The sequence below is a fragment of the Massilistercora timonensis genome (assembly GCF_048354975.1).
Taxonomy (GTDB): domain Bacteria; phylum Bacillota; class Clostridia; order Lachnospirales; family Lachnospiraceae; genus Massilistercora; species Massilistercora timonensis.
In genome coordinates this window covers 1-18,724 of the sequence record NZ_DBGCJQ010000095.1, presented here as the reverse complement: position 1 = coordinate 18,724, position 18,724 = coordinate 1, and the positions used below count along the sequence as shown (strand labels likewise).

Here is an 18,724-nt window from a genome sequence, read left to right as displayed (position 1 = left end):
TATTGGAGAGAGGATTGTTATGAAGATAAAAGAAGGATTCGTATTGCGTCAGGTGGCTGATCAGTGGATGGCGGTCCCTATCGGCAGCATGGCAGAGAAAGTACATGGTCTGATCGCTTTGAATGAGACGGGCGCGGATATTTGGAAGATCCTGCAGGAGGATCACACGGAAGAGGAAGTTGTGGATATCCTTATGGCCAGTTATGAGAGTGATCGGGAAGAAGTAGGCCAGAGCGTGAAGGAGTTTATTTCTTCTCTGCAGGAAAGTGATATTTTAGACAAATGAGCGAGAGGACAGTAGACGGGATAACGCTCCAGGAAATGATGGAGCAGGAGTTTGCGCAAGGCCGGGGCCTGGAACTGACGGTAACGGGAACGAGTATGGAACCGTTGCTGCGAGGGGCGAGGGATCAGGTGATCTTGGTGTCGCCAAAGCAATGTAAACCGGAAGTGGGAGATATTGTTTTTTTCCAAAGAAAAAGCGGGGAATATGTGCTTCATCGTGTTGTAGGCCGTAACGGGAAAGGTGTCTATAGAATTAATGGCGATGCCCAGACGTGGGAAGAAACGATTGAAAAAGGACAGGTTTGCGCTGTGGTAGCGGCAATGGTGAGAAAGGGCCACTACTTTTCCCGGAAAAATCTAATCTACAGACTTTATATTTTGATCTGGCAGTTTATTCGCCCGATCAGAGGATGTATTTTTCGAACAGTTAGTAAGATTAAATCCTGGAGAAAGAGGAAGAAAGCAGATGTTTGAAAATCATTATCGCATTGCGGATATTGACGTTTTAGTGCGCCGGGAAGAAGATCATCCGATTTCTTTATTTGACGGTTTTGAGGCGGAGGGAGATCCTGCGCCTCAGATTATTTTTGAATTGTATGAAAAGAAAAAATTTTCCCGGCGTTGTTATGGCATTGAATATTGTAAAGTTACAGAAGATTCCCCGTATTTGATGTCCAGCCAGCGTTATCCTCAGATTCGTATGACAGCAGGGCGTACCTGGGAGAAGATGGAGATTGAAAGCTGTGAAATCAGTGAAGAAGGGGTGATGGAATTGTTCCTGACAGGATTTTATTCCTACCTGTCGCTTCGCGGAAGCATTCTTATGCATGCTTCCGCAGTAATGTGGAACCAAGAAGCAGTGATTTTTACAGCCGCTTCTGGAACAGGGAAGACTACCCAGGCAGAGTTGTGGGCAAAATATAAAAAAGCGGAGATTCTTAATGGTGATAAAATGTTCATTGATGCCAGGAAAAATCCTTGTCTGGCATGGGGATCTCCCTGGCGGGGATCTTCGTCATATGCGTTGAATAAGCAGGCGCCACTTAAAGCGGTGGTGGTACTGGAGCAGGCAAAGAGTAATGCGATACGGCGATTAGAAGGCGTGGAAGCGTTGTCGCGGGTTTCGCCCCATTTGTTTTATACTTCCTGGGATGCAGAATGTACAGGGGCGGTTATGGAATCCTTCAGCAGGATTATGCGTGACGTTCCCGTATATCTTTTGTCCTGCCGGCCAGATGCAGAAGCAGTTGAAGTTACATGTGATAGAATATGGGGAGCGCAGGAAAAGTGAGAAGATACATACTTCACATCCAAAAAAGGATACAGGAGGGAGTCCTGTATGAAATGCTGGATGAGGTAAAATGGATCCTTAGATACAGCTTTCATTATAAATGGCAGATCCTGTGGTATATCGCGCTTGGGACATTCAATACAGGAATGGGACTGGGAATCGGAGTTGTCTCAAAGTATATTATCGATGCGGTGACCGGGTATGACAGTGGAAGTCTGCTTCCTGCGGCGGTCGGTTTTGCGGCAATGAATCTGTTCAGTGTTGGTGTAACTGCCTGGTCAGACAGAATTTCCGCCAAGATCCGTGTGATGGTTACTCAGGAAATCCGGGCGGATGTGTTTGGCAAAATTCTGCTGGCTGACTGGGAAGCTTTGTCAGAATATCATTCCGGTGATCTTTTGAACCGTGTGAATAATGATGTCAATACAGTGGCAACAAATGTGCTTGGGTGGATCCCAAGTTTTATCACCAGCCTGGTCCAATTTCTGGCAACGCTCGCGCTGATCGTATACTATGATCCGACTATGGCTGTTCTTGCCTTGTTAAGCGCACCTGTTACTCTGGCAATGTCACAGATGCTGATGAGGAAAATGCGCACATATAACAAGAAGATGCTTCAGGTTAATTCTCAGTTGATGTCTTTTAACGAAGAGGCCCTGCAGAATATCCAGTATATTAAATCATTTGGGTTGATGAAAAAGTATGACCAGTTGTTTGAAAAACAGCAGGAGACGTACAAGACGGTTAATCTTGAATATAACCGTTTTTCTATCCTGACGTCTTCATTTATGTCTATAGTTGGCATGGGAGTGACAGGTGTTTGTTTTGGGTGGGGAGTATACCGTCTTTGGTCCGGAGCCATAACTTATGGAACAATGACTTTATTTTTACAGCAGGCAGGAAATCTTTCCAGCTCATTTTCTTCTCTGGTATATATGGTGCCCACCGCAATTACAGCGGCTACATCGGCAGGCCGGATCATGGCTGTTACTGAGCTTCCCGCAGAACAGCAGGAGGACACAGAAGAAACGGAGGAATTCATCTGTTACGCCAGGAAGCAGGGCGGCGTAACTGTGGCGATTGAGAAGATTTCTTTTGGATATCAGAAGGGAGAGGACGTGCTGACAGATGCTTCCTTTCATGTGGATCCGGGAGAGATTGTCGCGCTGGTCGGTCCTTCCGGCGAAGGGAAGACTACCATGTTGCGGATCCTGCTGGGGCTGGTTTCCGCGCGGGAAGGCGCGGTGTGGGCACAAAGCGGTGAAAGGAAGCTTCGAGTCACATCTGCTACCAGAAGGCTTTTTGCCTATGTACCTCAGGGGAATACAATGATGTCCGGTACAATTCGGGAGAATTTGAAGTTGCTGAATTCAGAAGCTTCCGAGGAGGAGTTGTGGAGAGTATTGGAGATTGTGTGTGCAGATGACTTTGTAAGGAACCAGACGGAAGGACTGGATACTTATCTAAAAGAGCGGGGCGGCGGCCTGTCAGAGGGACAGCTTCAAAGGCTTTCCATTGCGCGTGCCCTCCTATGCGATGCACCGGTGCTTCTCCTGGATGAGGCGACTTCCGCTTTGGATGTGGCTACGGAGCGAAAACTGTTGCGCAATATCACAGAGTCAGCCAGTGGAAAAACCTGTATTGTAACTACTCATCGCCCCAGTGTGCTGAATATGTGCAGCCGGGTATATCGGATTGATAAGCAGAATGTTAACAGATTAGACGAAGAGGGAATTCAGAAGATTATTATGGAGTTTTAGTGCAAAGGAGTAAGCGCAAGCATGAAACAGGCCGTATTTATTATCAACTCCCTGCAGAATGGCGGAGCTGAGAGGGTTGTGACAACACAGGCAGATTACCTGCAGAGAAACGGGATACAGGTTACGATCATCTGCCTGCGAAAATGGGTTCAATATGATATTCGTCCGGATATTAAACTGGTTTTTTTGAGCAGTGAGAAAAAATTCTCTCCGCTTTCCTATTTGTCAGGTCTTTTTCGTTTGCGGAAACGGTTAAACAGAGAATTGGACAAGATTATAAATAAGGGGGAAATCATTCTTTTGACCTCCAATCTGCTTTATCCAGACTTGATCACACGACTTTCCAGGTATTCCAGGAAAGCGATATATGTCCTGCACGCACATCAGGATATTCTGCCTTTTGCCGGGAATCCCCTTTATAAAGGGTTTGTGAAGTGGTTATATACGAAAAGACATGTAGTTTGTGTGGGGGATTCGGTGGCAGAGGAACTTTGCGGTATTTATCATATAGACAGACGTATGGTGGAGGCGGTGGTTAATCCTGTTGATGGACAGAATATCGACCGTATGAAAGAAGAATCTCTGGAATTTGAAGGGCCATTCGTGTTGTTCTGCGGGAGACTGACAGCGCTTAAGCATCCGGAACGTGTATTGCGGGCCTTTTATACCGGGCGGTTTTATGAACAGTATCGGCTTGTGATTCTTGGAATAGGGGAAATGGAGGCCAGATTAAGAAATATGGCCGAAGAATATGGGATTGCAGACAGAGTCTGCTTTATGGGATGGGAGAAAAATGTATATAAGTGGATGGCAAAGGCAAGTTTGTTGATCCTTGCTTCGGATACAGAAGGTCTTTCTATGACATTGATCGAGGCTTTGTATTGTGAATGTCCAGTTGTTGCTGTAAGGAGCCAGGGCCCGAGTCAGATTATGCAAGGAGAACTAAAAGAATACCTGTGTGCTTCGTCCCCGGAAGCGATCGCGGTGAAAATGCGAGAAGCTCTTTCCGATTATCCCCGGGGGTTGAGAGAGTATACAGCCCCCTACTCTGTTGAAAAAAGCCTGGAATGTTACCTTGAAATATACCAAGAATGGAATGAGTCTTTGAGATGAAAGTTTTCAAAAATTTTTTCTATAATGTAGGGTATCAGATCCTGATCATTATTGTGCCGCTGATCCTGGCGCCTTATATATCCCGTGTTGTAGGACCGGAAGGGGTAGGAACGTATTCGTACACGTATTCGATTGTGACTTTGTTTGGGCTTTTTGCCAATCTGGGCCTGGCAAAATACGGGAATAGAGAGATATCAAAATGTGGAGAAGACAGAGAGAAGAGAACAAAGGTGTTTTCTGAGCTTCTGTCGGTCAAGCTGACCTGCTCGATCATTGTACTTGCCGTGTATCTTTGCTTTGTCCAAATATCTGGCGGAACTTATACGGCGGCGTTTTTCCTTCAGATATTTAATCTCTTGTCTTTTGTGTGCGATATTTCCTGGTTTTTCTGGGGAATGCAGGAGTTTCGGATCACAACGGCTGTCTGTGCTTTCTATAATGTACTTTCAATTTTCTTTATCTTTACATTTGTGAAGACGACAGATGATGTAGGGATTTACATTTTTATTCTGGCATTTCGGGCATTGATGATCCAGGCGACACCGTGGCTTTTTCTCCCGCGTTATGTGGATGTATGTGTTTCTTTCCGGCATGCGTTTGAACGGCATGGGAAGAATCTTCTGCTGCTGTTTTTCCCCGTGTTTGCAAAGTATTTTTACAGTATGATGGACAGGATCATGCTCGGAAACATGGTTGGGATCACGGAGGTTGGGTATTATGAAAATGTGCAGAGTATCACATTGACAGCTGTCACAGTTTTGACTGCGACAGGCGATGTGGTCATGCCGAGAATGACCAGCTTATATGCGAAAAAAGAGACGGAAGAAGCAGGAAGTCTTTTTCGGCTGACGTTCCATCTGATCTCATTTCTTGCGGTGGGAATGATGTTTGGATTTATAGCGGTGGCAAAGGAATTTATTCCCTGGTTTTATGGAGATCAGTTTCACTCATGTATACTTCTTCTGCAGATGATCGCGCCGGTTATCTTGTTTTCCGGCTATTCTGACTTGATCCGAAATGTGTTTCTTCTGCCCCGCTATATGGACAGAGAGTATGTGGTCGCGCTGGTGTTTGGAGCAGTGGTTAACTTTATTATTAATTTTACGCTGATCGGACCACTGGGAAGCGCGGGAGCAATCGTGGGGACGGTCTGTGCGGAATTCCTGGTGATGGCGGTACAGATCTGGTTCGTGAGACACGAGATGAAATTTTCATATTTTCTCAGGCAAAGCCTGGCGTATTGTATAATGGGAAGCGTGATCCTTCTTGTCTGCAGTCTGATCCAATTGCCGGAGCGGGAGCCGGCAGTTAATATTATCCTGGATATCCTGGCCGGAGGAGGAGTTTATGCAGGAGTCGTATTCCTTTATCTGTGTCTTATAAAAAAATTAGAGAATAAAAAAAAGAAGTTGCGGCATTAAGGAAGAGATGATAATATATTATATATTAATGCAGGATTATCAAGTGTTTTATAACATAGGAGAAGGAGGGTTATCACATGAGAGAATGGAAGAAACCGGAAGTAAAAGTTTTTGATGTGAAGATGGATGAAAATATCGCGGCAAGCGGAGACCGGATCTTGAATATTCGTCACAGTCAGAGAGGCGTGATCGCTGATAAGTGGAAAAGGCATAATTACTATGTTTCTGGTAATAGGATTGTAGATACAAGCTATACTTATCACGACAGTTCAGGAATGAACCCCTATTATTTTACAGGGGCATCAGAGGGCGCAGTCTCCAGCTGCCTTGTATTATAGTACTTGATAGCGTTGTTGTGATATGGGGTAGGAACTTAAAGGCTATGTATTAGCAGATAATGCATAGCCCTTACTTTTTATGAGACGACAATAGGAGAGTAGACCTATGAGAAGTCCTCTGCTGGTAGTGATCCCGGCATATAACGAGGAAAAGAATATACAATATGTGGTGGAAGATCTGAAGAAAAACTGTCCGCAATATGATTATCTGATCGTCAATGACGGCAGTTCAGACGGTACCATGCGGCTGTGCAGAGAGCAGGGATATCATGTGCTGGATCTTCCGGTAAACCTCGGCCTGGCAGGCGGAGTGCAGGCCGGGATGCGCTATGCGGTCAGAAACGGATACGAATATGCGGTGCAGTTTGACGCGGATGGCCAGCATCTTGGAGAGTATATTCCTGTTATGCATGCCTGCGCGCAGAAGGATGGCTGTGATATCGTCATTGCCTCCCGGTATGTAGAGGGAAAGAAGGGGACAGGCCTCCGGGAGATCGGCAGCAGGCTGATCAGTCTGTGTATCTTCCTGACTACCGGGAAACGGATCAAAGACCCCACGTCCGGGATGCGTTTGTATAACCGGAAGATCATGGAGCGGATCGCCCGGCAGATGAACTATGACCCGGAGCCGGACACGCTGGCGGCGCTGATCCGGGACGGCGCTTCTATCCGGGAGGTGCCGGCGGTGATGAACGAACGGATTTCCGGGTCCAGTTATCTGAATCTCGCGAACTCTATCAAATATATGTGTTATATGTGCACATCGATCCTGATCATTCACTGGTTCCGGTAAAGGAGAGAATATGTCAGCAGTATTTCGTATCATTTTGATCCTGGCTTCCATCGCCACTTGTTTCTACATATCCCGAAAATTAAAGAGAGCGCAGGTAGACACCCATGATACCGGGTTCTGGCTTCTGTTTAGCTTTGTTCTGATCCTGATCAGTATCTTTCCTCAGATCGCGGACTGGCTTGCCGCGCAGCTTGGCATCTATTCCACGGTCAATATGGTATTTCTGATCATTATTTTTGCGTTGCTTTTACGAGTGTTCCTCCTTACTATCAAGACTTCGCAATTGGAACATAAGCTCCGTGTCCTGGTGGAGGAACTGGCGATCCGGGAAAAGGAGAACGCTGAGGGTGAAAAACAGGATTCCGAAGAATAAGGAGAGGACTTATGCTGGACTGTGAATTTTGGGAAGCCGGAATCGATGAGTATCTGGCAGGCCTGAAGAAAATTGCCTATGAGAGGAAAGTGCCGTTTAAGGGCGTCTTTGAACTGACGCCCCGGTGTAATTTTAACTGTAATATGTGTTATGTCCATCTGAAGCCGGATGAGATTCCTAAGGTGGGCAGGGAATTTACGAAAGAAGAATGGATCGCTGTGGCGCGAGAAGCGCAGAAGGCAGGGACGATCGAGTTGACTCTCACAGGGGGGGAGCCTTTTGTGCGCCCGGATTTCCGGGAGATCTATGAGGCGGTCCATGATATGGGATTCCTGATCCAGATCTTCTCCAATGGATATCTGATCGACGAAGAGGCTGTCAAATGGCTGCGAAAGCGACCGCCCCACACGATGCGTTTCACCCTGTACGGAGCCAGCGACGAGACCTATGAGCGGGTCTGCGGGATTAGAGATGGATTTACCAGGGTGGCGAGATCTGTGGAACTTCTGCGGGAGGCGAAGATCCCGCTTTATCTGGTAGCGACCATTACCAGAGAAAATGAGCAGGATCTTGACGGTATATATCGTTTTGCCATGGAGAGAGGTCTTCCCATCATCCATACGTCCAGCCTGATCAACCCGGTGCGGGGAGCTTCGGCAGATGCCAAGAGACATGAGGTTGAGCGGGAAATCCCGCCGGCACAGATCATCCGGCAGATCCGGGAGCAAAGCGGCGGGATCTATCCCCGGAAGCCCCTGGCGGATTATCTGAGCGGCTGTTCCAACTATCGCCGTGGTTATTGGGTGACGTGGAACGGACGGATGCAGATGTGCACTTTTCTGACAGAACCCGCCGCTGTTGTAGAGCCGGGAGGATTCCTGGATAGCTGGCGGCAGCTGCTTGAGAAGGTGGAGGGATTGCGTCAGCCCGCGGAGTGCGGCTCCTGTGAATACGAGCAGTATTGTGACCGCTGTCCGGGCGTTCTCTATGCGGAAACCGGAGAGCACGGGAAGATTTCGCCGGAGTTCTGCAGAAAAGCAGAATTTAATTACATTCTCTATGGTAAAAATCTGGAAGATTAGGAAAAGAACTGGACAGCTTGTCAGGACTGTGGTAAAGTGTTTTTGCATAAAAGGGAATGACTGTAATAGAATTTGAATAGAGAGTGCAAGGAGGAAACGAGAATGAAGACATGGAAGAAACCGGAAGTAAAAGTATTTGATGTTAAGATGGATGAGAATATCGCGGCAAGCGGTGACGGCGGCTATAAGACAGACCGTATTTATTATGCTGAGGAACCAATTGTGAGAGAATGGGGATACTATCGCTGGAATGGAAACAACAATATCCAGGATACCGGGATTGTTTTCTGGATAGACGGCGGCTATAAGCTTGTTGACAAAAAGGATGTAGTGACTATCGAAAGATGTAGGGCATAAGGAACGCGGAATAATGAGAGGTTACGGATACAGATCCGTAGCCTCTTTTTTCGATCCGGGGATAAAAGTCAGAGCCGGGAAGGATAGATCAATTGGAAAATCCCTGCGCGCGTGGTATAATAATTGCGCAGAGCGAAAATTAAACTGCTTTTCACAGAACGGTCATATTTCTCTGCTATGATGTGGGGAAAATGGAGGTGGACGATATGGATAAGATCAAGATTCTCGTGGTGGACGATGAGGCAAGGATGCGCAAACTGGTGCGGGACTTCCTGGAACGGGAGGGTTTCGTGGTCCGGGAGGCGGGAGACGGCCTGGAAGCCATGGAGATCTTCTATGAGGAGAAAGATATCGCCCTGGTGATCCTGGATGTGATGATGCCCAAGATGGACGGCTGGCAGACCTTAAGGGAACTGAGGCAGTCCTCGGATGTGCCGGTGATCATGCTCACTGCCAGATCGGAAGAGCGGGATGAACTCCAGGGATTTGACCTGGGAGTGGATGAATATATTTCCAAGCCTTTCAGCCCCAAGATCCTGGTGGCAAGAGTCCAGGCGCTTCTCAGGCGCTCTCATGCTATGGGGGCGGAGGAAGTGGTGAGTGCAGGCGGGATCTCCATTGACAAGGCGGCCCATCAGGTTTACATTGAGGGGCAGGAGATCGAGCTGAGTTTCAAGGAATTTGAGCTTCTGACTTATTTCGTGGAGAATCAGGGCATCGCCCTTTCCCGGGAGAAGATCCTGAACAATGTGTGGAACTATGATTATTTTGGAGACGCCAGGACCATTGACACCCATGTGAAGAAGCTGAGAAGCAAGCTTGGGGACAAGGGCGGCTATATCAAGACCATCTGGGGGATGGGTTATAAATTCGAGGTTGACGAGAGATGAAACATTCCATCAAATGGCAGGTGACCGGAGTGTTTGCAGGGCTCCTTCTGGTGATGATCCTGGTTCTGATGGCCATTAACCTGCGTTTTCTGGAACCTTATTATATCAATAACAAGAAGGATTCTTTCATCGAGATGTACCAGGAGCTTGATGAGGCTCTGAAGGCGGGGACCATCGGAGAGGATGAGGTCTCTACCGGCCTTGCCCATCTGGCGGAAGAGAATAACATTTCTTTCCTGATCAGCGACCAGGGGTCTGAGAAGGTTTATACCAATGTGCATAATCCGGAATTGCTGCGCAACCAGATGGTAGGCTATCTTCTGAACCAGGCCCAGAAGCAGGGGAAGGTCCTGGAGACCACCGACGACTATGAGATCAGCCAGTCCTATGATCCCTGGAATGAGAATGATTACCTGGATATGTGGGGACAGATGGGAACGGGTGAACAGTTTCTTCTGCGAAGCCCTCTGGAAGGGATCCGGGAGAGCGCCCAGATCTCCAACCGGTTTCTGATCTACATCGGGAGCGTGCTGGGAGTGCTGGCCCTGATCCTGGTATGGTATCTGGCCAAGCGGATGACCCGGCCGCTGCAGGAGCTGACGGCTTTGTCGGACAAGATGGCCAACCTGGATTTTGACGCCAAATATACCAGCGGCGGCAAGGATGAGATCGGGGAGCTGGGTGCCAACTTCAACCGGATGTCGGAGAAGCTGGAGAGTACCATATCGGAACTGAAGAAGGCGAATAACAGCCTGAAGCAAGACATTGAACAGAAGGAAAAGCTGGAACAGATGCGCACCGAATTCCTGGGAAATGTATCCCATGAACTGAAAACTCCCATTGCCCTGATCCAGGGTTATGCGGAGGGGCTGAAGGAAGGGGTCAGCGACGATCCGGAGAGCCGCCAGTTTTACTGTGATGTGATCATGGATGAGGCGGCGAAGATGAATCAGATGGTGAAGAACCTGCTGACCTTAAATCAGCTGGAATTCGGAGATGAAGACATTGTGTTCGAGCGGTTTGACATTGCGGAACTGATCCGGGGCGTGCTGCAGAGCATGGAGATCCTGGCCCAGCAGGCCGGGGCGGACGTGCATTTTGACTGTGAGGGCCCGGTGTGCGTCTGGGCGGACGAGTTTAAGATCGAGCAGGTGCTGCGCAACTACATCAGCAACGCCATCCATCATGTGGGGGGCGACAAGGTGGTGGAGATCAAGGTGACAGCAGGGCCGGAGCGGGCGCGGATCAGTGTGTTCAATACGGGCCAGCCTATTCCTGAGGAGGATCTTGGTCATATCTGGGAGAAGTTCTACAAGGTGGACAAGGCTCACACCAGAGAGTATGGCGGCAACGGAATCGGACTTTCCATCGTCCGTGCCATCATGGAATCCCTGCACCAGGAGTACGGGGTCAAAAACTACGAGAACGGCGTGGAATTCTGGTTTGAGCTGGATATGAAATAGAGTGAGGAGAATGAGAGTATGATCGCAATCATTGATTATGACGCAGGCAATATCCGGAGCGTGGAGAAGGCGCTGCAGTTCCTGGGGCAGGAAGTGAAGATCACCCGGGACCGGGAAGAGATCCTTGGGGCGGATAAGGTAGTGCTGCCGGGAGTGGGTTCCTTTGGGGACGCTATGGGGAAGCTCCACCAGTATGGCCTGGTGGAGGTGATCCGGCAGGTGGCGGAAAAGAAGACGCCCTTCCTAGGGATCTGCCTGGGCCTGCAGCTTCTCTTTGAGCGAAGCGACGAGTCCCCGGGGGTGGAAGGCCTGGGGATCCTGAAGGGAGAGATCTTACGGATCCCGGAGGGAGAGGGGCGCAAGATCCCCCATATGGGCTGGAATTCCCTGGAGCTTCGGAATCAGGGACGGTTATTTGCAGGGCTATCCGGGGAGCCTTATGTGTACTTCGTCCATTCCTATTATCTGAAGGCAAGGGATGAGCAGATTGTGAAGGCGACCACGGAATATGGAGTCACTATCCATGCCTCGGTGGAGCAGGATAATATCTTTGCCTGTCAGTTCCACCCGGAGAAGAGCAGCGACACAGGGCTAAAGATCCTGAAAAATTTCGTAGAGTTATAGGGGGACGGCTATGCATACCAAGAGAATCATTCCCTGCCTGGACGTAAAAGACGGCCGGGTGGTAAAAGGGGTTAATTTTGTAGACCTGAAAGACGCGGGAGATCCTGTGGAGATCGGGGCGGCTTACGACAAGGCCGGCGCCGATGAGCTGGTTTTCCTGGATATCACCGCCTCCTCGGACGCCCGGGGGACGGTGGTGGACATGGTGCGCAAGGTGGCGGAGACAGTGTTCATCCCCTTCACAGTAGGTGGCGGGATCCGGACAGTGGAGGACTTCCGGGCTCTTCTGAGAGAAGGGGCGGACAAGATCTCCATCAATTCCTCAGCCATCAATACGCCCCGCCTTATCTCCGATGCGGCGGACAAGTTCGGCAGCCAGTGCGTGGTGGTGGCCATTGACGCGAAAAAGCGGGCAGACGGTAGCGGCTGGAACATTTACAAAAACGGCGGCCGCATCGACGTGGGCATCGACGCCCTGGAGTGGGCGGCCAGAGTGGAGAGCCTGGGAGCCGGCGAGATCCTGCTTACCAGCATGGACTGCGACGGGACTAAAGGGGGATATGATCTGGAACTGACCCGGGCTATCGCAGATACGGTGTCCATCCCGGTGATCGCATCTGGCGGAGCGGGAACACTGGAGGATTTCTGTGACGCACTGACAGAAGGCGGCGCGGACGCGGCGCTGGTGGCTTCTCTGTTCCACTACAAGGAGCTGGAGATCCGGGAAGTGAAAGAATACCTGAGAGAAAAGGGCGTGTCCGTGCGCCTGTAGAGAAGGAGAGAGACTATGGCGGCCATCAGCAACGACTGGCTTCCCGTCCTGAAGGAGGAGTTTGGGAAGCCCTATTACAGACAATTATTTCAGACGGTGAATCAGGAGTACCGGACTCACCAGGTCTTTCCTCCTGCGGAGGATATTTTCAATGCCTTCCACCTGACTCCTTTTCATCAGGTGAAGGTGGTGATCCTGGGACAGGATCCCTATCACAATTACGGGCAGGCCCACGGGCTGTGCTTTTCCGTGAAGAAGGGGGTGGAGATCCCGCCCTCCCTGGTGAATATCTACCAGGAACTTCACGATGACCTGGGCTGTGAGATCCCGGACCACGGGTGTCTTACCAAATGGGCCCGGCAGGGAGTGCTGATGCTCAATACGGTCCTGACGGTGCGGGCCCATCAGGCCAATTCTCATCGGGGGATCGGCTGGGAGGAGTTTACCGATGCGGCCATTCGGGCGCTGAACGGGGAGGACCGGCCCATTGTGTTTATCCTGTGGGGCGCGCCGGCCCAGCGCAAGGCAGCTATGCTGGACAACCCCAATCACCTGATCCTTAAGTCCCCCCATCCCAGTCCTCTGTCTGCGTACCGGGGATTTTTCGGCAGCCGGCCCTTCAGTAAGACCAATCAGTTTCTGGAAGCTCACGGGGAGACGCCCATTGACTGGCAGATCCGGTAGAGTGGTAAAAATGATTACGAAAATGTTAATTTTGCCTTGTTTTTATGCCAAATGGTTGAAATCGACAAAGCCATTTGGCATAATTAATTAGTGGAGTATGTTTGCGGGATGACCCGTATGCATGGAGGAAAGCAAAAAGTTATGACAGCGCAGTTGAAAAGAAGAAGTCTGATCTTTGGAGCAGGTCTCCTGCTCTATCTGTGCGCGTTGGGAGTGTCGTCGCAGGTAGAGCTGTCAGACGCAGTGAGGTTTGTCTGGTTTTTAATTGCATATCTGATCATTGGATTTGATTCGTTCCGGGGACTGCGGGATCGGTTTATGAAGAAGCAGTTCCTGACGGAGTATACCCTGATGATCCTTGCCACGGTAGGGGCGTTTGGCATCGAGCGCTACGAAGAGGGTGTCCTGGTGATGATCCTCTTTGAACTGGGCCTGATCTTTGAGGCCTTTTCCACAGATACAGCCAAGCGTTCCATCGCTGAGATGATCGATATCCGGCCGCCTTACGCAACCCGTAAGGTGAAGGGGAAGGAACAGCAGGTAGATCCTTCGGAGTTAAAGCGGAATCATATCATTATCATCAAGCCCGGCGAGCGGATCCCGGTGGACGCGGTGATCACCAGCGGCACCACTACCATTGATACCAAGGCGGTGACCGGTGAGCCGGTGCCGGTGAGCGCAGGAGTGGGAGACCGGATCTACAGCGGCTGCATCAATCTGCGGGGCGTGATCGAGGCCCGGGTTTCCAAGGTTTATAAGGATTCTACCGTCTCCAAGATCATGGAGATGGTGGAGGACGCGCAGAATAAAAAAGCGGAGAGTGAGACTACGATCTCAAAGTTTGCCAGGATCTATACGCCGGTTATGCTGGTGCTGGCTCTTCTGGTGATGATCTACCCGCCCCTTACTTTTTCTTACGGGAACTGGAGCACCTGGATCTACCGGGGGCTGATCTTTCTGATCGTGGCCTGCCCCAGCGGCCTGGTTATGTCCATCCCTATTGCGTTCCTGGGAGGGATCGCTTCTGCGGCCCGCCAGGGGATCGTGGTAAAGGGAGGCAATTACCTGGAGGACATCGCCCGGGCAGATACCTTTATCTTTGACAAGACCGGTACTCTGACCAAGGGTGTGTTCAAGGTCAAAGAGATCCATCCGGAAGGGATGACTGAGGAGGAACTGCTGGAGATCGCAGCTCATGTGGAGAGCTATTCCAACCATCCCATCGCCCAGTCTCTTACGGAGGCGTACGGAACAAAGGGGAAGAAACTGGATAAGCAGAAGGTCTACCGGATGAAAGAGATCCCGGGATTTGGTATCACTGCCACTTATGCGGGGCAGCGGGTATACATAGGAAACTGGCGTATGATGCGCAAGCAGAACATAGAAGCCCAGGAAGTGAAGAAGGCCGGAACCGTGGTTTATGTGGCGGTAGACCGGAAATACGCCGGTTATATCCTGATCGCCGATGAGGTGAAGGAAGACGCCAAAGGGACCCTGCAGTATCTGAAGGAAAAATGCAGGGGCGTCCTGGTCATGCTCACCGGAGACTCGGAAGCGGCAGGACGGGAAGTGGCGGAGGATCTGGAGATGGACTATGTCTATACCAATCTTCTGCCCAAGGATAAGCTGGAGCAGGTGGAGGATTTCCTGCTTCTGGAAGATGCCACTGAGAAGGTTGTGTGTGTGGGCGACGGTATTAACGACGCGCCGATCCTGACCCGGGCGGATGTGGGTATCGCCATGGGAGACCTGGGATCTGCAGCGGCTATTGAGGCGGCGGACGTGATCCTGATGGAGGATGAGCTCTGGAAGATCACCGACGTGATCCGGATCGCGAAGGAGACTCTTCGGGTGGTAAATCAGAACATTACATTTGCCCTTGTGATCAAAGCCATGGTGCTGATCCTGGCAGTGATCGGATACTTCGGCATGTGGGAAGCGATCCTGGCGGAAGTGGGTGTGATGTTCGCAGTGATCTTAAATGCGGTGGGAGTTGTGAAGTACACCGTTTAGGAGGAAACATGAGAAAGATTCAGAATTTATTGCTGATCCTGGCAGCAGGGATCTTGCTGGCCGGGTGCGGGAAGAATCCCTATGACCAGGGGATGGAAGCCCTGGAAAGCGGCGCTTATGAGGAGGCTGCCGCCCAGTTTCAGCAGGCGGTGGAAGAGGAGAAGAACACGGCGGATTCCTACCGGGGCTTAGGCCTGGCGCTGTGGGAACAGGAAGATTATGAGGGAGCCCGGGAGGCACTGGTGTCTGCGCTGGAGCAGGGCAGCCAGGAGAGCGGTACCATCTATCATCTGCTGGGGAGCTGTGAACTTAAGCTGCACCAGGCGGAACAGGCTCTGGACTATTTTGACAAGGGCCTTACTATGGAGGGCAACAGCAAGGAACTGATCCGGGAGATGAAGCGGGGACAGATCATTGCCTGTGAGGAACTGGGGGATCTGGCCAGCGCAAGGACTCTTTTGGAGGAGTACCTGGAAGAATATCCGGATGATGAGGCAGCCGCGAAGGAAGCGGAATTTTTGGAGACGAGATAGAAGCGCGTATGATCGATCTGAAGAAGGAAGAGGAAAAAGTGATCCTGGTTGGCGTAAGCCTTCCGGGGCAGGAAGATACAGGGCAGCTCTTGGATGAGCTGGCCTTTCTTGCTGATACGGCCGGTGCACGGGAAGTGGGAAGGGTGATCCAGAGCCGGGATCAGATCCATCCTGCTACTTATGTGGGCACGGGAAAGATCATGGAGATCAAGGATCTTCTGTGGGAGACGGAAGCTTCCGGGATCATCTGTGACGATGAACTGTCGCCGGCTCAGATGAAGAATCTCCAGGATGAACTGGAGGTCAAAGTGATGGACCGCACCCTCCTGATCCTGGATATCTTTGCGGCGAGAGCCCATACCAGCGAGGGAAAGATCCAGGTGGAACTGGCTCAGCTTAAGTACCGCCAGACCAGGCTTGCCGGCTTCGGGACAGCCCTGTCCCGTCTGGGCGGAGGAATCGGGACGAGAGGGCCCGGAGAGAAGAAGCTGGAGACAGACCGGCGGCTGATCCGGGAGCGGATCGGACAGCTGAACCGGGAACTGAAAGCAGTCCAGAGACACCGCCAGGTAACCCGGGAGCAGCGGATGAAAAGCTATCTTCCGGTGGCGGCCATCGTTGGCTATACCAATGCGGGAAAGTCTACCCTTCTCAACAGACTTACCGGGGCGGGGATCCTGGCGGAGGATAAGCTTTTCGCCACCCTGGATCCCACCACAAGGAATCTGAAGCTTCCGGGGGGCCAGGAGATCCTTCTGACGGATACGGTGGGATTTATCCGTAAGCTTCCTCATCATCTCATCGATGCATTTCGCAGTACCCTGGAGGAGGCCCGCTATGCGGATCTGATCATCCATATGGCGGATATTTCCAATCCTCAGGTGGAAGCCCAGATGCATACAGTCTATGAGACTCTGCGGGAACTGGGCGTGAAGGACCAGCCGGTGATCACGCTCCTGAATAAGATCGATGCAGTGGAGGAGCAGCCTGTGATCCGGGATTTCCGGGCAGACTGTACGGTGGCGGTCTCGGCGAAGACCGGCCAGGGCATTGAGGAGTTTCTCCACATGATCGAAGGGATCCTGCGGACTCGGGCGATCTGTCTGGAGGCGGTCTATCCTTATCAGGAGGCGGGCAAGATCCAGCTGATCCGCAGATACGGAGAGATCCAGGATGAAGCCTATCAGGAGGACGGGATCCGGATCAGAGCCTATATCCCGGCGCAGCTCTACGAAAGTGTCCGGCCCTTGTCAGACAGACAGAAATGAGGGAATTTCTATGGCGTTAAAATTTATATTCGGACCATCCGGGTCCGGGAAATCCTGTCAGCTGTATCAAGAGATCATAGAAGCGTCCATGGCGCATCCGGAGCGCTCTTATATTGTCCTTGTGCCGGAGCAGTTTACTATGCAGACGCAAAAAGATCTTGTTTCCATGCACCCGCGAAAAGGGATCATGAACATTGACGTGCTGAGTTTCGGCCGTCTTGCCTACCGGGTGTTCGAGGAGACGGGAGGAAGCTCCCTGCCTGTACTGGACGATGAGGGCAAGAACCTGATCCTCAGGAAGATCGCGGGAGACTATGAACAGGACCTTAAGGTGCTGCGGGGCAATATGAAGAAGCCCGGTTATATCAGCGAGGTCAAATCTGTACTGTCGGAATTTGTCCAGTATGATATCGGGGAGGAGGAACTCTGCCGGGTGATGGAGGAGACCGGAGAGGGAAGCCGGCTCTATTATAAGCTCCGGGATATCGGGATCTTGTACCGGGGATTCACGGATTACCTGGAAGAAAAATATATTACCAAGGAAGAGCTGCTGGACGTGCTGAGCCGTCTGGTAAAGGAGTCGGAGATGCTTAAGGATGCCACAGTGGCGCTGGATGGTTTCACCGGATTTACACCGGTGCAGAACCGTCTCCTTGGTGAGCTTATGACTCACTGCCGGGATGTGGTGGTGACAGTCACCATGGATGAGCGGGAGGATCCCTGGCGTTACACCCATCCCTATCAGTTGTTTGCCTTAAGCAAGCAGATGGTCACGTCTCTTACCCGGATCGCCGGGGAGAGAAAGGTGACTGTCCTGGAGCCGGATTTTCTGTATCATCCGGTGCCCTGGAGATTCCGTGAGAATCGGGAACTGGCATTTCTGGAACACAACCTTTTCCGTTCCGGGAGAAATGTATGGGAAGAGGAGCCTTCGGCTGTTGGGATCCTTCGGGCAAGGAATCCGCGGGAGGAAGCGTTTGCGGCAGCGGGAAAGATCCGCGCCCTGGTGAGGGAAGAAAAGATCCGCTACCGGGAGATCGGCGTGATCACCAGCAGCATGGAGACCTATGGAGATTATCTGGAGGAAGCGTTTGCCGCTTACGGGATCCCGGTTTTTATGGATCATAAGCGGAGTATCCTTTTGAATCCGTTTATTGAATATCTGCGAAGCCTTCTGGATATGGCGGTGCAGAATTTTACCTATGAGAGTGTGTTCCGGTTTCTCCGGACGGATCTTGCGGGATTTACCTGCGAGGAGACGGATCAGCTGGAAAATTATGTGATCGGCCTTGGCATTCGCGGCTATAAGAGATGGCAGGAAAAGTGGGTCCGCCGTCTGAAAGGGATGGATGAGGAAGAACTGGAGAGCCTTAATCATCTGAGGGTCCTGTTTGTGGAGAAGGTGGACGGACTTATGTATGTGCTGCGCCAGAGACGGAAAACGGTGCAGGATATTACCATGGCTCTCTATGAATTCATGGTCCGGGAAGAACTGCAGCTCAGGCTTAAGAAACAGGAAGAGGCATTTCAGGCGGAAGGGGAGATGGCTCTTGCAAAAGAGTATGCTCAGATCTACCGGATCCTGATCCAGCTGTTTGAGAAGTTTGTAGAGCTTCTGGGAGAAGAGAAGGTGGGGCTGGAGGAATACGGCCAGCTTCTGGATG

At 51.0% G+C, this 18,724-nt stretch carries 20 protein-coding genes; all 20 read left to right on the top strand.

Going from position 1 to position 18,724, the window contains the following annotated elements:
- The first annotated feature begins 19 nt into the window (after window positions 1-19).
- Window positions 20-286, top strand: coding sequence for a PqqD family protein (locus ACML7B_RS08470; protein WP_106789885.1), 267 nt, complete (start codon window positions 20-22; stop codon window positions 284-286).
- Window positions 283-759 (top strand): S24/S26 family peptidase, encoded by a 477-nt coding sequence (locus tag ACML7B_RS08465; protein WP_418540595.1) that lies wholly within the window; start codon window positions 283-285, stop codon window positions 757-759. The genes ACML7B_RS08470 and ACML7B_RS08465 overlap by 4 nt, the downstream gene beginning before the upstream one ends.
- A complete protein-coding gene (locus ACML7B_RS08460; protein WP_106789887.1) occupies window positions 752-1,576 on the top strand; it encodes a hypothetical protein in 825 nt (274 codons plus the stop codon). The genes ACML7B_RS08465 and ACML7B_RS08460 overlap by 8 nt, the downstream gene beginning before the upstream one ends.
- A 53-nt stretch (window positions 1,577-1,629) precedes the next feature.
- Window positions 1,630-3,336 carry an ABC transporter ATP-binding protein gene (locus ACML7B_RS08455; protein WP_418540592.1) on the top strand — a complete coding sequence of 569 codons (1,707 nt, stop codon included), beginning with the start codon at window positions 1,630-1,632 and terminating at the stop codon, window positions 3,334-3,336.
- 21 nt (window positions 3,337-3,357) lie between these two features.
- Window positions 3,358-4,449, top strand: coding sequence for a glycosyltransferase (locus ACML7B_RS08450; RefSeq protein WP_106789889.1), 1,092 nt, complete (start codon window positions 3,358-3,360; stop codon window positions 4,447-4,449).
- Window positions 4,446-5,870 carry an oligosaccharide flippase family protein gene (locus ACML7B_RS08445; protein WP_418540589.1) on the top strand — a complete coding sequence of 475 codons (1,425 nt, stop codon included), beginning with the start codon at window positions 4,446-4,448 and terminating at the stop codon, window positions 5,868-5,870. The genes ACML7B_RS08450 and ACML7B_RS08445 overlap by 4 nt, the downstream gene beginning before the upstream one ends.
- 77 nt (window positions 5,871-5,947) lie before the next feature.
- On the top strand, window positions 5,948-6,208 hold the full coding sequence (locus ACML7B_RS08440; RefSeq protein ID WP_418540586.1) for a hypothetical protein: 261 nt from the start codon (window positions 5,948-5,950) through the stop codon (window positions 6,206-6,208).
- A gap of 106 nt (window positions 6,209-6,314) precedes the next feature.
- Window positions 6,315-7,001 (top strand): glycosyltransferase family 2 protein, encoded by a 687-nt coding sequence (locus tag ACML7B_RS08435; protein ID WP_418540584.1) that lies wholly within the window; start codon window positions 6,315-6,317, stop codon window positions 6,999-7,001.
- Between the two features lie 10 nt (window positions 7,002-7,011).
- The gene (locus ACML7B_RS08430) at window positions 7,012-7,374 is read left to right on the top strand and encodes a DUF2304 domain-containing protein (protein ID WP_106789893.1); all 363 of its coding nucleotides are present in this window, start codon (window positions 7,012-7,014) and stop codon (window positions 7,372-7,374) included.
- An 11-nt stretch (window positions 7,375-7,385) separates the two neighbouring features.
- Window positions 7,386-8,456 (top strand): radical SAM/SPASM domain-containing protein, encoded by a 1,071-nt coding sequence (locus ACML7B_RS08425; protein ID WP_418540582.1) that lies wholly within the window; start codon window positions 7,386-7,388, stop codon window positions 8,454-8,456.
- A 102-nt stretch (window positions 8,457-8,558) separates the two neighbouring features.
- A complete protein-coding gene (locus tag ACML7B_RS08420; protein ID WP_418540580.1) occupies window positions 8,559-8,813 on the top strand; it encodes a hypothetical protein in 255 nt (84 codons plus the stop codon).
- A 206-nt stretch (window positions 8,814-9,019) separates the two neighbouring features.
- A complete protein-coding gene (locus ACML7B_RS08415; RefSeq protein ID WP_346707837.1) occupies window positions 9,020-9,703 on the top strand; it encodes a response regulator transcription factor in 684 nt (227 codons plus the stop codon).
- Window positions 9,700-11,166, top strand: a complete 1,467-nt coding sequence (locus ACML7B_RS08410) for a HAMP domain-containing sensor histidine kinase (RefSeq protein ID WP_346707838.1) — start codon at window positions 9,700-9,702, stop codon at window positions 11,164-11,166. Before ACML7B_RS08415 ends, ACML7B_RS08410 begins: the two co-directional genes overlap by 4 nt.
- 18 nt (window positions 11,167-11,184) lie before the next feature.
- Window positions 11,185-11,790: an imidazole glycerol phosphate synthase subunit HisH gene (gene hisH, locus ACML7B_RS08405; RefSeq protein WP_418540578.1), complete on the top strand. Its 606-nt coding sequence runs from the start codon at window positions 11,185-11,187 to the stop codon at window positions 11,788-11,790.
- Window positions 11,791-11,800: 10 nt separating this feature from the next.
- Window positions 11,801-12,562, top strand: a complete 762-nt coding sequence (gene hisF / locus ACML7B_RS08400) for an imidazole glycerol phosphate synthase subunit HisF (RefSeq protein ID WP_418540577.1) — start codon at window positions 11,801-11,803, stop codon at window positions 12,560-12,562.
- A gap of 15 nt (window positions 12,563-12,577) precedes the next feature.
- Window positions 12,578-13,246 (top strand): uracil-DNA glycosylase, encoded by a 669-nt coding sequence (locus ACML7B_RS08395; protein WP_106789900.1) that lies wholly within the window; start codon window positions 12,578-12,580, stop codon window positions 13,244-13,246.
- Between the two features lie 141 nt (window positions 13,247-13,387).
- Window positions 13,388-15,259 carry a heavy metal translocating P-type ATPase gene (locus ACML7B_RS08390; RefSeq protein WP_418540574.1) on the top strand — a complete coding sequence of 624 codons (1,872 nt, stop codon included), beginning with the start codon at window positions 13,388-13,390 and terminating at the stop codon, window positions 15,257-15,259.
- Between the two features lie 8 nt (window positions 15,260-15,267).
- The gene (locus ACML7B_RS08385; protein ID WP_418540571.1) at window positions 15,268-15,792 is read left to right on the top strand and encodes a tetratricopeptide repeat protein; all 525 of its coding nucleotides are present in this window, start codon (window positions 15,268-15,270) and stop codon (window positions 15,790-15,792) included.
- A gap of 8 nt (window positions 15,793-15,800) precedes the next feature.
- On the top strand, window positions 15,801-17,060 hold the full coding sequence (gene hflX, locus ACML7B_RS08380) for a GTPase HflX (RefSeq protein WP_418540568.1): 1,260 nt from the start codon (window positions 15,801-15,803) through the stop codon (window positions 17,058-17,060).
- Between the two features lie 10 nt (window positions 17,061-17,070).
- A partial coding sequence (locus ACML7B_RS08375) for a PD-(D/E)XK nuclease family protein (RefSeq protein ID WP_418540566.1) occupies window positions 17,071-18,724 on the top strand: 1,654 nt, incomplete at its 3' end.

Excerpts from the sequence above, each read along its gene's own strand:
- ACML7B_RS08440 (WP_418540586.1), top strand. The coding sequence starts at position 5,948 with ATGAGAGAATGGAAGAAACCGGAAGTAAAAGTTTTTGATGTGAAGATG.
- hisH (WP_418540578.1), top strand. The coding sequence starts at position 11,185 with ATGATCGCAATCATTGATTATGACGCAGGCAATATCCGGAGCGTGGAG.
- ACML7B_RS08390 (WP_418540574.1), top strand. The coding sequence starts at position 13,388 with ATGACAGCGCAGTTGAAAAGAAGAAGTCTGATCTTTGGAGCAGGTCTC.
- ACML7B_RS08455 (WP_418540592.1), top strand. The coding sequence starts at position 1,630 with ATGCTGGATGAGGTAAAATGGATCCTTAGATACAGCTTTCATTATAAA.
- ACML7B_RS08460 (WP_106789887.1), top strand. The coding sequence starts at position 752 with ATGTTTGAAAATCATTATCGCATTGCGGATATTGACGTTTTAGTGCGC.
- hisF (WP_418540577.1), top strand. The coding sequence starts at position 11,801 with ATGCATACCAAGAGAATCATTCCCTGCCTGGACGTAAAAGACGGCCGG.
- hflX (WP_418540568.1), top strand. The coding sequence starts at position 15,801 with ATGATCGATCTGAAGAAGGAAGAGGAAAAAGTGATCCTGGTTGGCGTA.
- ACML7B_RS08435 (WP_418540584.1), top strand. The coding sequence starts at position 6,315 with ATGAGAAGTCCTCTGCTGGTAGTGATCCCGGCATATAACGAGGAAAAG.
- ACML7B_RS08415 (WP_346707837.1), top strand. The coding sequence starts at position 9,020 with ATGGATAAGATCAAGATTCTCGTGGTGGACGATGAGGCAAGGATGCGC.
- ACML7B_RS08470 (WP_106789885.1), top strand. The coding sequence starts at position 20 with ATGAAGATAAAAGAAGGATTCGTATTGCGTCAGGTGGCTGATCAGTGG.
- ACML7B_RS08395 (WP_106789900.1), top strand. The coding sequence starts at position 12,578 with ATGGCGGCCATCAGCAACGACTGGCTTCCCGTCCTGAAGGAGGAGTTT.
- ACML7B_RS08465 (WP_418540595.1), top strand. The coding sequence starts at position 283 with ATGAGCGAGAGGACAGTAGACGGGATAACGCTCCAGGAAATGATGGAG.
- ACML7B_RS08450 (WP_106789889.1), top strand. The coding sequence starts at position 3,358 with ATGAAACAGGCCGTATTTATTATCAACTCCCTGCAGAATGGCGGAGCT.
- ACML7B_RS08410 (WP_346707838.1), top strand. The coding sequence starts at position 9,700 with ATGAAACATTCCATCAAATGGCAGGTGACCGGAGTGTTTGCAGGGCTC.
- ACML7B_RS08385 (WP_418540571.1), top strand. The coding sequence starts at position 15,268 with ATGAGAAAGATTCAGAATTTATTGCTGATCCTGGCAGCAGGGATCTTG.
- ACML7B_RS08420 (WP_418540580.1), top strand. The coding sequence starts at position 8,559 with ATGAAGACATGGAAGAAACCGGAAGTAAAAGTATTTGATGTTAAGATG.
- ACML7B_RS08430 (WP_106789893.1), top strand. The coding sequence starts at position 7,012 with ATGTCAGCAGTATTTCGTATCATTTTGATCCTGGCTTCCATCGCCACT.
- ACML7B_RS08425 (WP_418540582.1), top strand. The coding sequence starts at position 7,386 with ATGCTGGACTGTGAATTTTGGGAAGCCGGAATCGATGAGTATCTGGCA.
- ACML7B_RS08445 (WP_418540589.1), top strand. The coding sequence starts at position 4,446 with ATGAAAGTTTTCAAAAATTTTTTCTATAATGTAGGGTATCAGATCCTG.